This is a genomic window from Acinetobacter sp. TY2, from assembly GCF_046269225.1.
In the GTDB taxonomy this organism is placed as follows: Bacteria; Pseudomonadota; Gammaproteobacteria; order Pseudomonadales; family Moraxellaceae; genus Acinetobacter.
Genome location: NZ_JBJZOR010000015.1, coordinates 18663 through 32518, shown reverse-complemented (window position 1 = coordinate 32518; position 13856 = coordinate 18663). Strand labels below are relative to the sequence as shown.

The window sequence follows — 13856 nt, the reverse complement described above, 5'->3', positions numbered from 1 at the left end:
CACCGCTCCTTAATTTTTAGATTGCATAACAGCGCGGTATTCTTGCACTGCTTGGTTGTGATCAGACAAATTAGCGGTAAATTTATGACCACCATTGCCTGTTGCCACAAAGTAAATATTGTCTGAATTATCAGGATGCATTGCAGCTTCAATGGCTTTTTTGCTTGGAAGTGCAATTGGTGTTGGCGGTAAGCCATTGATAGTATATGTATTATATACTGTTGGTGTGCGTAAATCTTGCTTGGTAATATTACCTTTATATTGATCACCCATACCATAAATTACAGTTGGATCTGTTTGCAAACGCATCCCCAATTTTAAACGACGCACAAAAACACCTGAAACTTGTTCTAATTCACGATCAACACTGGTTTCTTTCTCGATAATTGACGCCATAATCAACGCCTCATATTTGGTTTTATACGGCACAGTTGGATCACGTTTTTCCCAAGCATCGTCTAAAATTTTCATTTGACGCTGATACAAATCTAATAAAATTTGTTTATCTGAAGTTTCTTTTGCAAAAAAATACGTATCGGGGGCAAATAATCCTTCAGGATGCTCAAAAGGAATATTAAGCGCTTGCAACATTTCACGAGTTGGTAGGTTTGTCACCTCATGCACAACCAAGCTGTCTTTTTTGAGTGCTTTGATTAAATCTTTAGCAGTTGTTCCTTCAATGACCAAAATGCGATTCATTTGCGCATTTTCAGCATTAGAAACCATTTCCAAAACTTGACGATAACTCATGCCCTGAGTTACTTCATATACACCTGCTTTCATGGTGTCGTGTATGAAAAATTTACGATATAACTTTAGAACAAGTGGAAAGCTAACCTTACCATCTTGTGCTTGTTGGTCAATAAAACGAGTATAATTTTCACCATTAGTCACTGAAAGCTTTTGTTTTTCTCCTGCTACAGGAAAAGGTTTAAACAAGCTCATTTTCAAAACAATACCAATAACAACGAGAATTGCAATAAGGGCTATTGCAATCACTTTTAAAATCTTTTTACGCTTTAGAGCAAGCTGTTGCTGTGCTTTTTTATTAGATTTAGGCTGGGTTTTAGACATAAGGCTTAAACTGATTCAATTTTAAAGTTTCAAATAACTCAACACAAGGTTGAAGGTCTAATCTGCGTTGTTGAAATGCATCTAAGTCAAATGTCTCTACAGCTTTCATGGGACTCAGCGCATTACAGAAAAATAAGCTTTGTATAGTTTGAATTTCATCAATTTTCACCTGACGTCGCTCACAAGCAATACTATGTTGTTGCATACGTTGCAAAATTTCTGCACGCATCACACCATGCACACCATTATAACGAAGTTCAGGCGTAACCCATGTATTGTTTATGCGTAGAAGACAATTACTGCTTATACCTTCAACAATCTGCCCATTTAAATCGCAAGCCAATGCCTCTAACCACTGTTTCTGTACAGCTTCTTGCTTCAACATAACTTGCTCAAGTCGATTTAATGTCTTTATACCGACCAATTCAGGCATATTTAAGCCCATTTTCCGCTCTAATACACCGCTATTGATCTGCTCAAACTTAAAATCAGATGTCTCTTGCGGATAAAACAAAACATAGATATCAGCAGGATGCTCAGGCAATGCATAGCCACGATTGCCCTCTCCACGTGAAAGCATAATTTTTAATGTGCCATTCAACTGCTCAAAATGCTGTCTTAATAATGCAATACTAATATCGATTAACGTGAAATCTACATCAAGCAATAAGCGATGTGCCGAATCAACCAAACGATTTCGATGAGCGGTTTCAAGCTCAAAAATATCTTGATGAAAACGTGCGGTGGTAAAACAACCATCACCATACTGAAATGCTCGATCTAAAATTGAAACTGAATCAACCCATTGAGCATTTTTAAGATATAACATTTGATCAAAACCTTCCTGTATTCAGCATAATCCACCTCTAAATTACGACACCAATTAGCATAAATATTCATATAAAATTCATTTTTTATTATTTTTTATGAATAAAGACAACCGCTATGCTTCATCCATATTTATGAACTTCACAAAAATATGGGAACAATCACCATGCAATTTTCAAAACTAAAAGTAAGCTTACTTGTCGCTCTCGTTTCTGTTTCATCAATCACTTTTGCTGCAAAAGACTTTTTAAATGTCTCTTATGATCCAACTCGTGAATTATACGATGATTTTAATAAACAGTTCGGTGCTTATTGGAAAAAAAGTACGGGGCAAGATATTAACTTCAAACAATCACACGGCGGTTCAGGTAAACAAGCGCGCGCCGTGATCGATGGCTTAAGTGCAGATGTTGTTACATTGGCTTTAGCTGCCGATATTGATGCAATTGCTGAAAAGACGAATTTACTTCCAAAAGATTGGCAAAAGAAATTCCCTCAAAACTCAACACCATATACATCAACCATTGTATTTCTTGTACGTAAAGGCAACCCAAAAGGCATTAAAGATTGGGGGGATTTGGTTAAACCAGGCGTAGAAATTGTGACACCAAATCCAAAAACTTCAGGTGGTGCGCGTTGGAACTATCTTGCTGCATGGGCTTGGGCAAAACATAAATACGGCACAGATGCAAAAGCACAAGATTTTGTTCGTCAAATTTACAAACAAACCAAAGTACTCGATTCAGGCGCACGTGGTTCAACCACAACCTTTGCCGAGCGCGGTATTGGTGATGTGTTACTTGCTTGGGAAAATGAAGCTTTCTTAGCACAACGTGAGCAACCAGGTAAATTTGAGATCATCACACCAACTTTATCTATTTTGGCTGAGCCACCTGTAGCAATTGTCGAAAAAAATGTACAAAAAGATGGTAATGCCAATGTCGCAAAAGCTTACTTAAACTTCTTGTATTCGCCTGCGGGACAAACTATTGCAGCAAAAAATTACTATCGTCCACGTAATGCAAGCATTTTGAAGCAATACAGCACTGTATTTAAACCTTTAAAACTGGTAACGATTGATAAAGAGTTTGGTGGTTGGGCTAAAGTTCAAAAGCAACATTTTGAGAATAACGGTGTATTTGATCAAATTGTAAAAGAGAATAGTAAATAATCATCAATCAATACGCATCACGTAGGTAAAAGTAAGGAGTAAAGACATGATTCACACGATAATTGTTCCGGGAGTGGGTGGCAGTGATTCTGATCATTGGCAGTCTTGGTTACAACGTGAACTTATGTCTTGCTCTCGTGTGCAACAAAAGGATTGGAATCTTCCTATACTCAAAGATTGGATGAAGAGTTTTGTGACTTTAGTTGCCAAAACTGAAGCACCAATCCAAATCGTTGCACATAGTTTCGGTTGTTTGACCAGTGTTGCTGCATTAGCACAACATCCAGAGCTTACATCAAAAATCAAAAAATTGATTTTAGTTGCGCCTGCTAACCCTGCCCGCTTCGGTGCGAATGGTTTTGCACGCAATAGTCCAAATGATTATGCAGCTTACTTTCATCAACTCAAAATTGCCGTACCCACTGAAATGATTATTTCTGAAAATGATCCTTGGTTAAACTTCGATGATGCACTTGCTTTGGCGAAAGCTTGGCGAATTAAACCTCGCAACTTAGGTCAAGTCGGACACATCAATGTTGCTTCAGGTTTTGGATCTTTTCCAGAAATTTATGACCACCTCATCAGTGAGCCACAGCACGCTTATATCAATAATATTGATGATAACAAGTTGTTTTTTAAATTTGCAATTTAGTCCCTGCCTTTTATGCTTGGCAAAATTTATTTTATAGCTCACTGATTTCAGTCAGCTTTCTCTCTTTGAGGAGTTCTCATGTCGCAGCGTTCCAGAGTGCTGCCAGGATTTGGTCTTTCACTAGGCTTCACCCTAGCGTATTTATCATTAATTGTGCTGATCCCATTGTCTGCCGTATTCATCAAATCCCTTGGAATTGGTTGGGATGGTTTATGGGAAATCCTCAGTTCTGAACGAATTTTAAAATCACTACAACTGAGTTTTGGTACAGCGATTATTGCTGCACTTATTAATGTTGTTTTTGGTTTATTGCTTGCTTGGTGCCTTGTTCGTTATAGTTTTCCCGGCAAACGTATTGTTGACGCATTGGTTGATTTACCTTTTGCACTGCCAACGGCTGTGGCAGGTATTGCACTCACATCGCTGTATGCACCTACAGGCTGGATTGGGCAATACCTTGAACCTATTGGTATTAAAGTCGCATATACCCCGATTGGGATTACCTTGGCCTTAATTTTTATTGGTATTCCTTTTGTGGTACGTACGGTACAACCCGTCCTTGCCGATTTAGAAACCGAACTTGAAGAAGCGGCATCTGCGCTTGGCGCAAATCGTTTTCAAATTATCACCAAAATCATTTTACCAATTTTATTTCCTGCATTACTGACAGGCTTTGCACTTGCATTTGCACGGGGCGTCGGTGAATACGGCTCAGTGATTTTCATTGCAGGTAATCAACCTTTTGAAACTGAAATTGCACCATTGATGATCATTTCACGCCTCGAAGAATATGACTATGCTGGTGCAACCACGATTGCTGTGGTGATGCTTGTACTTTCATTTTTTATTCTCTTTTTGATTAATCTTATTCAAGCTTGGGCAAGTCGCCGTACAGGGAGAACTGCACGATGAGTTCATCTTCTAGCAGTGCTTTAGCACAAAAATTACAATCTCGAGATGCGACACGAGAACCTACTTGGGTCAAAGTCACCCTTATTGTCATTGCAATGATTTTCTTTTTAAGTTGCTTAATTCTTCCTCTGATTTTAGTTTTCGTGGAAGCGTTTAAACAAGGTGTTGCTGTTTATTTTTCAGCATTGGTCAATCCTGATACATTGTCTGCTGTTAAATTAACATTACTCACTGCTGCTATTGCTGTTCCACTTAACGTGGTATTTGGTGTTGCTGCTGCATGGTGTGTGGCGAAATTTAACTTTCGTGGTAAAGCTATTCTCACCACCATTATTGATACACCATTTTCAGTATCACCTGTAATTGCAGGTTTAATGCTTGTGTTGATTTTTGGTTCACAAGGTTGGTTCGGCGGTTGGTTGATGGACAATGACATCAAGATTTTGTATGCGACTCCTGCAATTGTATTGGCGACTATATTCATTACCGTCCCTTTTGTTGCTCGTGAATTGATTCCTCTAATGGAAGCACAAGGCACAGAGGAAGAAGAAGCAGCAATTGTACTAGGTGCATCTGGTTGGCAAACATTTTGGAATGTGACTTTACCCAATATTAAATGGGGTCTGATTTACGGCATCATTCTGTGTAATGCCCGTGCAATGGGTGAGTTTGGTGCAGTTTCTGTCGTTTCTGGTCACATTCGTGGTGAAACCAATACATTGCCTCTCCATGTTGAAATTTTATATAACGAATATACGTTTAGTGCAGCATTTGCTGTGTCATCGCTGCTTGCTCTGCTTGCGATTCTTACCCTAATTTTAAAAACGTGGGTTGAAATCCGTCAGGAAAAACAAGACCGACGCAATGACGATGCAACTGTTTAAGGAATTACATTATGAGTATTCAAGTTAAAAATATTGAAAAACATTTTGGTGCGTTCCATGCACTTAAAGACATCTCTTTAGACTTTCCTGAAGGTCAGTTGGTTGCATTACTTGGACCATCGGGTTGTGGTAAAACAACACTGCTTCGCATCATTGCTGGTCTTGAATCTGCAGACAAAGGTCAGGTGATTTTAGAAGGTCAAGATGCCACGAATATTCACGTTCGTGAACGCCAAGTCGGCTTTGTATTTCAACATTATGCTTTGTTCCGTCATATGACTGTATTTGACAACATTGCTTTTGGTTTACGTGTACGTCCACGCGCAACACGTCCAAATGAAGCAGAAATTAAAAAGCGTGTGACACGTTTGCTTGATTTGGTACAACTTGGCTTCCTTGCTGATCGTTACCCTGCTCAGCTTTCAGGTGGTCAGCGTCAACGTATTGCGCTTGCACGCGCCTTGGCGGTTGAACCCCGTGTACTTTTACTTGATGAACCTTTTGGTGCCCTCGATGCTAAAGTCCGTAAAGAATTACGCCGTTGGTTACGTACTTTACATGATGAATTACATATCACTTCTATTTTTGTGACACATGATCAAGAGGAAGCACTTGAAGTTGCTGACCAAATTGTGGTGATGAACAAAGGTGATATCGAACAAATTGGTTCACCACGAGAAGTGTATGAAAATCCGACCACGCCATTTGTCTTTGACTTCTTGGGTCAAGCCAATCGTTTTGAAGGTACGAAATCTCAAGGACTGATTCAAATCGGTTCTGACAGCATTCAACTGCCTGAGCCACAAAATGTATCAGACGGTCAGGTGGTTGCTTTTGCACGCCCACATGAATTACGTATTCATGCACAACCGACTGAAAATGCATTCCAAGCAACCTTCTTACGTGAAATTTGGATTGCAGGAAAAATCATGGCTGAGTTACAAGACAGCGCAGGTAATCTGATTGAAATTGCACTCAGTTCGGAAGATGCTAAATTACATCAGTTCCGACCAAACCAAACCGTATGGATCAGCGCATCTGCACTACATCTTTTTGCAAATCAGGTTGCGTAATACAACCTCAGGATGAGCAGCACATTAGCTGACTCATCCTTATTTAAGGTATCGAAGAACATGAACTTTCAGCAATTAAGAATTATCCGAGAAACAGTTCGTCAAAATTATAATTTAACCGAAGCTTCGGCTGCACTCTACACCTCTCAATCGGGCGTGAGTAAACACATTAAAGACCTTGAAGATGAGCTGGGTGTTCAACTTTTTGTCCGTAAAGGTAAACGCTTATTGGGTTTAACAGAACCTGGTCAAGCACTGCTCAGTATTGTTGAACGCATGCTCATTGATTCAGATAATATTAAACGCCTTGCTGATGACTTTAATAAAGTCGATGAAGGAACATTAACGATTGCAACAACACATACTCAAGCTCGTTACGTTCTTCCACCTATCGTCAATGCATTTAAAAAATTATTTCCAAAAGTCCATTTGATTTTGCAACAAGCAAGCCCGACTGAAATTGTTGAAATGCTGTTACTGGGTCTAGCTGATATTGGTATTGCAACTGAATCACTCATGGCTGAAGATAATTTAGGAAGTGTGTCATTTTATAATTGGAAGCACTGCATCATTACACCTAATGATCACCCATTAGCACAGCTTAATCCAAGAGAAATCACTTTAGAAAAATTGGCTCAATATCCAATTATTACCTACCACGGTGGTTTCACAGGACGTTCTAAAATTGATACTGCTTTTGATGATGCAGGACTCAATGCCGATATTGTGATGTCAGCGCTCGATGCCGATGTCATTAAAACCTACGTTGAACTCGGTATGGGTGTCGGTATTGTCAATGATGTGGCTTATGATACTGAACGTGATCATCGTTTAAAACAAATTGATACCGATTTATTTGGAGTCAATACAACATGGATAGCTGTCCGTAAAGGACATCTTCTACGTGGTTACGGCTATGAATTCATTTCTATTTGTGCACCCGATGCCGATGTTAAAGCATTGAAAAAAATTGCTTACCCTGAAGACTAAAACATATTTTTAATAACCCCAACAACAAAAAAACAGGCTTATGCCTGTTTTTTTGTTACATTACATTCGGATCAAAACTTACCAATGGAAACTTACACCCACTTTACCAACTGGTAACCATTGGTACTTGTCATCATTACTAATTTTATCTTCTTCAGCGGCTAAATCTCTATCGAAATCTGCACCATTGACATTTACAAAATCTCCGCGAGATTGTAAATTCACATTAGGATTACCTGTGTAATATGCACCAACCTCACCAAATACACCCCAGTTTTTATTAATTTTAGGTGCAAAACCTAAACCGACATATGGGGAAATTTTGTTCTCATAATCCATTTTACCATTCACTTCACCATTAAAGTTATAGTTATTACCATTCACTTTAATTACGCCATCACTTGAACGTTTGCTAAGATCATATTCAGAATCGATATAGCCCACACCAGCGGCTACATACACCCCTTGAGCCCAACGGCTTTGACTTGTACCCCATGGACGAATCTCCGCATTTAAATACGCAAGCTTATTATCCATATCTACATCGTATTTTGTACCATTGATAGATAAATCATCTGACCAAGAAATATCTCCCCCGTTATAACCCAGTGCCAAACCAACATATGGATTAGCTGTCCATAAAAGTGCACCACCGTAACCTGTCGTACCGACTTCTACACGCGCACCTGTTGGAATGAGTTGGTTTGTATCAAAAGTTTTACCGCTATCAACCACTTGATAATCTGCCATTGCAAAACCAGATGCAGTTAATGCTGCTGTAATCGCAAAAAGTTTAAACACTTTCATTTGTATCTCCTCAAAAATTGAGCTTGTTATTTAATTCATTCATGTTTTTTTGATTTCAGTTTTATCTTAGTTCAAAACCCCTGATAAAAAGGTGACTTCTTGATGAATTTTTGCTTAATTATGTTAACTTTTGATACAATTTAGTATAAGTATCGGTATTTAAACGCTTAAAATTTACAAATTTTTTCAGCTTTTATACATTTCTGTAAGCGCTATTTTTTTATTTACTACTTTTAGCATTGTGATTTGATTTTTAGAGAATTTACCAACCAATTTGGTGTAGAATCTGTAAAATTTTTTGGAAAGAGAAGATCATGTCTCAGCTTTCAACGATCATCGAGCAAGCATTTGAAAACCGTGCAAATTTCACAGCGGCAGATTGTCCAGCTGAAATCCGTACTGCAGTTGAAGAAGCGATTTCAGCTTTAGATAACGGTACATTACGTGTCGCTGAAAAAATTGACGGTGAATGGATTGTTCATCAATGGTTGAAAAAAGCGGTATTATTATCGTTTAAACTCAACGACAACAAACCAATTGAATCATGCGACCTTCAGTTCTATGACAAAGTTGATACTAAGTTTACAGGTTGGACTGAAGAACAATTTAAAGCCGCTGGCGTACGTGTAGTACCTCCTGCTGTTGCACGTAAAGGTTCTTTCCAAGCAAAAGGCGTGATCTTGATGCCTTCATATGTGAACATTGGTGCATATGTTGATGAAGGTACTATGGTTGATACATGGGCAACTGTTGGTTCATGTGCTCAAATTGGTAAAAATGTACACTTGTCAGGTGGCGTAGGTATTGGTGGTGTTCTTGAGCCACTTCAAGCAAACCCGACCATTATTGAAGATAACTGCTTCATTGGTGCACGTTCTGAAATTGTTGAAGGCGTGATTGTTGAAGAAGGTTCTGTGATTTCAATGGGTGTATTCATTGGTCAATCAACTAAAATCTTTGACCGTGCAACTGGCGAAGTTCACTATGGTCGTGTCCCAGCAGGTTCAGTTGTTGTTGCGGGTAGCTTACCGTCTAAATGCGGTACTTACAGCCTTTACGCTGCAATTATTGTGAAAAAAGTTGATGCAAAAACTCGTTCAAAAACGAGCTTAAACGACTTACTTCGCGAAGACTAATTCTTTTATTTCTTGCGGAACTTTCGCCGCCTAATGGCGTAATAGCTTCTCGTCTCTACGGTCAATTCTGATCGTAGAGATTTTTCATTTTGTACACTGTGGTAAATGTTATGAATACTCTCCGCTCTTCTGCTATTCCTGTTTCTGATCCGTCTGCGGGTTTACGTATTACGGAGATTTTTTATTCCCTACAAGGTGAAGCCAATGCAGCAGGCTTACCGACTGTTTTTATTCGTTTAACGGGTTGCCCTTTACGCTGCACCTACTGCGATACAACTTATTCTTTTGAGGGTGGTCAACGTCAGTCATTGGACAGTATTATCCAAACCGCAACAGATTTTAATACCCCTTATATTTGTGTTACAGGCGGTGAACCACTTGCACAGCCAAATTGCATTCCATTATTACAACAATTATGTGATTTAGGTTTTGATGTTTCACTCGAAACAAGTGGTGCACTTGATGTATCTTCTGTAGATACACGTGTATCAAAAGTGCTCGATCTCAAAACGCCTACATCTGGTGAGCACACACGTAATCTTTTAAGTAACCTTGATCATTTAACCCCACATGATCAAATTAAGTTTGTCATCTGTAATCGTGAGGATTACGAATGGTCAAAACAGCAAGTTGCAGAATTTGAGTTAAATGAGCGGGTCAGTACTGTGTGGTTTTCACCAGCTTTTGCTGTCGAAAAAAATACAGCTCGGCTACCTGCTTTAGCGCGTGATTTAGCGCAATGGATTTTAGACGACCAACTCCCTGTTCGCTTTCAATTACAATTGCATAAATTGTTATGGAATGATGAAACTGGTCGTTAATCCGCCCTGTTATAAAATTGGAGAAGTGTTATGCGTCCTCGTGCGATCGTTTTATTGTCAGGTGGTTTAGATTCCACCACTTGTTTAGCTTGGGCTCAAGCCAATTACGACTGTATTGCAATCAGCTTTATGTATGGTCAACGCTCAACAACTGAGTTAGATGCTGCCCGTGCATTAACTCAACGTGCTGGTGTGGAACACCGTGTAATCAATATTGATTTAGGTAATTTGGGTGGTTCTGCCCTCACCGATCATAGTATTGAAATCCCAGATCATGAACAAGCTGGTATCCCAATTACTTATGTGCCTGCACGTAACACCATTTTCTTGTCTTATGCGCTTGCAGCTGCCGAAGTATTTGATGCACAAGCCATTGTCATTGGTATTAATGCTGTTGATTATTCAGGTTACCCTGATTGCCGTCCTGAGTTTATTGATGCCTTTGCCAATATGGCGCGCCTTGCAACCAAAGTTGGCGTGGAAGGAAAACCACTTAAATTTGAAACACCTCTGTTACATTTATCCAAAGCAAATATCATTCGCTTGGGTATAGAACATGGCGTAGACTACAGTCAAACAGTGTCATGCTACCAAGCTGACGACCAGGGACGTGCTTGTGGAAAATGTGATAGCTGCCGTTTACGCAAACAAGGTTTTGCTGATGCAGGTGTAACAGATCCTACACGCTATATACCGTAATAATAGGTAATGATGATGAAAATTTCTAAAACAGGTTTACTACTGACTTCACTTTTCTCTGCTGCAATGTTCGGTTCTACACTTGCTTCAGCAGATGCGGCAAGTATTGCAAAAAGCACTAACGTGAAAGCTGCGATCATTGCTGAGTGTAAAACTCAAATCACTAAAAAAGGTGGTTTAACTGCAACTGAAGCAGGTAAATACTGTACTTGTGATACCGATATCAAAGGTAAAACAACACTTGCTCAACAGTGGGAGCTACAAAGCACACTCAATGCGAAGAAAAGCCCATCTACGTTAGCATTTGTTCAGAAGCAAAATGCAGACATGAAGGCATGTCTTGGTGCACCACTGGTTAGCAAGATTCAAACACTTGCTGAAGCTGAAATGAAAGCTGCACAAGCGAAAAAATAATCGTTAACCACAGTCTAAATTCAGCCACTTTTATGTGGCTGAATTTTTATGGAGAATATGAATATGAGTTCAAGTATTACTTTACCAAATCAAACTTTCCAAACAACTACAGGCGAAATTAATTTAGCTGAAGTTACATCAGAATGGTTACTCATTTATTTTTACCCTAAAGATTCAACACCAGGCTGTACAGTCCAAGCTGTTGATTTTTCAACACTGAAAGAGCAGTTTTCTGCACTAAATACCACGATTATTGGGGTATCTCGTGATTCTGTGAAAGCACATCAGAATTTTACTGAGAAGCAAAATCTCAGCATTAACTTGATTAGTGATAAAGAAGAAGTACTGTGTCAGCATTTTGATGTAATTAAAGAAAAAAATATGTATGGTAAGAAAGTGATGGGCATTGAACGCTCAACGTTTATTTTCCATAACGGCACATTGGTCAAAGAATATCGTAAAGTCAAAGCTGCAGGGCATGCTGAACAAGTTTTAGCAGATTTAAAAGCACTTCAAGCTTAAGTAATTACGCCGTATAACGATTAGCCCACATACTTCATGTTTTAGATGTATAAATATATTGATTATTGAATATTTGGGCTGATCTTATAGTTAAAAAAACTATCCTAAAACAAATATAAACAGCCTTAAATTTCAAATCATTCATTTAAATGTCATACATTTAAGATCAGTGAAATTGCAATTCCCCACATTACCAATGCAATCACTCCATCTAAAATCTTCCAAGCCTTTGGATTTTCAAAAATAGGAATAAATATTCTTGCACTATAGCCCAATGCAAAAAAGAATAACCAAGATGCCGTCACTGCACCTAAAGCAAAATATAATTTCGTATTTTCAAATTGTGTCGAAATTGAACCGAGCAAAACCACCGTATCCAAATATACATGCGGATTGAGCCATGTTAAAGTCAAACAAATTAAAATGATTTTACTTAAATGTTGCGTTTCATCTGCACTAATTTGCATCTTTTGTTCTGAACCAAAGGATTGCAAGGCATGTTGTAATCCATACCAAAATAAAAACAGCGCCCCACCCCATTTAGCCCACTGTATTAATTGAGGGTACTGTTGTATCACCACTGAAAAACCCGTTACACCTAAAATAATGAGAATAGAATCGGACAATGCACATACCAAACAGACCCAAAACACAGATTGTTTTTTTAAGCCTTGTTTCAGTACAAATGCATTTTGTGCCCCAATTGGAATGATCAGGCTAAAACCCATCATTAGTCCCTGTATGTAACTATTTACCATGACCATGTAACATTCAAAAAATTGTGGATGCATTATCCTGAAATTTTCATAAGATTGATTATTTCTTAGAAAATATCAATCTAACTAAATTTAATTAAGTTTATAATTAAAATTAAATACACTAAAAAATACTATTTTTACATGAATTGAAAGTTTCAAGTAGGATTAAAAATTATGCTTAATCATAAACATTGTGCAGCATTTTTAGCTGTTGCAGAAACAGGTAGCTTTGATCTTGCCGCAGTACAGTTATGCATTACAGCTTCGGCAGTGACTTTACGTGTGCAAAGTTTAGAAAAACTACTCGGACATTTACTGATTGTTCGTGAGCGTCCATGTCGAATCACACAAGCAGGTCAGTCTTTATTGCACTATCTACAGCATAGTCGTTTACTTGAACAAAATTTATTGCAAAATTTGACAGGAAAAACTGAAAAATCACAGTTTTATCGAATTAACATTGCCACCAATGCCGACACACTTGCCACTTGGCTACTGCCATTATTCAAAAATATTTTGATTGAACATAAAATTGTTGTGCATTTTCAATTGGATGATCAATCACAAACGCATCATTTGCTAGAAGCTGGCTTAGTTAATGCTTGTCTAACAACTGAGCCGAATGCAATGAAAGGTTGCGTAGCACATTCTTTAGGACAAATGCATTATCGTTTTGTTGCGACACCACAATATATTGCACAGTGGTTTCCACACGGCGTAAATCGTGATGCTTTACGTGACGCACCTGCACTGATTTTCAATGAGAAAGATCATATGCACACTGGATATATTCAGCAAAAATTTGGCTTAAATCCAACCCAATATCCACATCATTTTATTCCGTCATCAAGTGCATTTGTTGATGCGATTGTCATGGGATTGGGGTATGGATGGCTACCTGATTATCAACTTAATCCACATTTAGACAGCGGAAAATTAATTGAGATATCAGATGAATTAGCGATTGATCTGCAACTCTATTGGCATCATTGGAAACAACAATCTGAACCGTTGTCAATATTAACTGAACATATTAAAATTCATGCAAATCATGCGATGAATCTCGCTCAAAACCTCACAGATGAAGATTCACATATAGAACATTAATATTTATA

Annotated in this window: 16 protein-coding genes; 12 read left to right on the top strand and 4 right to left on the bottom strand. The window is 38.4% G+C overall.

Annotated elements, in window-relative coordinates; genetic code table 11:
* Positions 1 to 9 precede the first annotated feature (9 nt).
* Positions 10 to 1074 carry an endolytic transglycosylase MltG gene (mltG, locus tag ACK1JC_RS10830; RefSeq protein ID WP_409511885.1) on the bottom strand — a complete coding sequence of 355 codons (1065 nt, stop codon included), beginning with the start codon at positions 1072 to 1074 and terminating at the stop codon, positions 10 to 12.
* Positions 1067 to 1903, bottom strand: a complete 837-nt coding sequence (gene pabC, locus ACK1JC_RS10825) for an aminodeoxychorismate lyase (RefSeq protein ID WP_409511884.1) — start codon at positions 1901 to 1903, stop codon at positions 1067 to 1069. Before pabC ends, mltG begins: the two co-directional genes overlap by 8 nt.
* Before the next feature lie 165 nt (positions 1904 to 2068).
* Here pabC and ACK1JC_RS10820 point away from each other — a divergent pair, with 165 nt between their 5' ends.
* The 6 genes from ACK1JC_RS10820 (at position 2069) to ACK1JC_RS10795 (ending at position 7584) form a co-directional block, all read left to right on the top strand.
* A complete protein-coding gene (locus ACK1JC_RS10820; RefSeq protein WP_409511883.1) occupies positions 2069 to 3073 on the top strand; it encodes a sulfate ABC transporter substrate-binding protein in 1005 nt (334 codons plus the stop codon).
* 46 nt (positions 3074 to 3119) lie between these two features.
* A complete protein-coding gene (locus ACK1JC_RS10815; RefSeq protein ID WP_409511882.1) occupies positions 3120 to 3725 on the top strand; it encodes an RBBP9/YdeN family alpha/beta hydrolase in 606 nt (201 codons plus the stop codon).
* Between the two features lie 78 nt (positions 3726 to 3803).
* Positions 3804 to 4637: a sulfate ABC transporter permease subunit CysT gene (gene cysT, locus ACK1JC_RS10810; protein WP_409511881.1), complete on the top strand. Its 834-nt coding sequence runs from the start codon at positions 3804 to 3806 to the stop codon at positions 4635 to 4637.
* Positions 4634 to 5521, top strand: a complete 888-nt coding sequence (gene cysW / locus ACK1JC_RS10805; protein WP_409511880.1) for a sulfate ABC transporter permease subunit CysW — start codon at positions 4634 to 4636, stop codon at positions 5519 to 5521. The genes cysT and cysW overlap by 4 nt, the downstream gene beginning before the upstream one ends.
* 11 nt (positions 5522 to 5532) lie before the next feature.
* Entirely contained in the window at positions 5533 to 6594 is a 1062-nt protein-coding gene (locus ACK1JC_RS10800; RefSeq protein WP_409511879.1) for a sulfate/molybdate ABC transporter ATP-binding protein, read from the top strand.
* Between the two features lie 60 nt (positions 6595 to 6654).
* Positions 6655 to 7584, top strand: coding sequence for a CysB family HTH-type transcriptional regulator (locus ACK1JC_RS10795; protein WP_409511878.1), 930 nt, complete (start codon positions 6655 to 6657; stop codon positions 7582 to 7584).
* 78 nt (positions 7585 to 7662) lie between these two features.
* Here the strand turns inward: ACK1JC_RS10795 and carO are convergent, their stop codons facing one another.
* Positions 7663 to 8391 carry an ornithine uptake porin CarO gene (gene carO, locus ACK1JC_RS10790; protein ID WP_409511877.1) on the bottom strand — a complete coding sequence of 243 codons (729 nt, stop codon included), beginning with the start codon at positions 8389 to 8391 and terminating at the stop codon, positions 7663 to 7665.
* 314 nt (positions 8392 to 8705) lie between these two features.
* Here carO and dapD point away from each other — a divergent pair, with 314 nt between their 5' ends.
* From dapD to ACK1JC_RS10765, 5 genes are all read left to right on the top strand, one after another.
* A complete protein-coding gene (dapD, locus tag ACK1JC_RS10785) occupies positions 8706 to 9527 on the top strand; it encodes a 2,3,4,5-tetrahydropyridine-2,6-dicarboxylate N-succinyltransferase (RefSeq protein WP_409511876.1) in 822 nt (273 codons plus the stop codon).
* Between the two features lie 110 nt (positions 9528 to 9637).
* Entirely contained in the window at positions 9638 to 10348 is a 711-nt protein-coding gene (gene queE, locus ACK1JC_RS10780) for a 7-carboxy-7-deazaguanine synthase QueE (protein ID WP_409511875.1), read from the top strand.
* A 30-nt stretch (positions 10349 to 10378) separates the two neighbouring features.
* Positions 10379 to 11047, top strand: coding sequence for a 7-cyano-7-deazaguanine synthase QueC (gene queC / locus ACK1JC_RS10775; protein ID WP_409511874.1), 669 nt, complete (start codon positions 10379 to 10381; stop codon positions 11045 to 11047).
* Positions 11048 to 11062: 15 nt separating this feature from the next.
* Positions 11063 to 11461 carry a hypothetical protein gene (locus ACK1JC_RS10770; RefSeq protein WP_409511873.1) on the top strand — a complete coding sequence of 133 codons (399 nt, stop codon included), beginning with the start codon at positions 11063 to 11065 and terminating at the stop codon, positions 11459 to 11461.
* Between the two features lie 63 nt (positions 11462 to 11524).
* The gene (locus tag ACK1JC_RS10765; RefSeq protein WP_409511872.1) at positions 11525 to 11983 is read left to right on the top strand and encodes a peroxiredoxin; all 459 of its coding nucleotides are present in this window, start codon (positions 11525 to 11527) and stop codon (positions 11981 to 11983) included.
* 152 nt (positions 11984 to 12135) lie between these two features.
* Here the strand turns inward: ACK1JC_RS10765 and ACK1JC_RS10760 are convergent, their stop codons facing one another.
* Positions 12136 to 12741 (bottom strand): LysE/ArgO family amino acid transporter, encoded by a 606-nt coding sequence (locus tag ACK1JC_RS10760; RefSeq protein WP_409511871.1) that lies wholly within the window; start codon positions 12739 to 12741, stop codon positions 12136 to 12138.
* 174 nt (positions 12742 to 12915) lie between these two features.
* Here ACK1JC_RS10760 and ACK1JC_RS10755 point away from each other — a divergent pair, with 174 nt between their 5' ends.
* Complete coding sequence (locus ACK1JC_RS10755) at positions 12916 to 13848, top strand: LysR family transcriptional regulator ArgP (RefSeq protein ID WP_409511870.1); 933 nt, start codon at positions 12916 to 12918, stop codon at positions 13846 to 13848.
* The last annotated feature ends 8 nt before the right edge of the window (positions 13849 to 13856 follow it).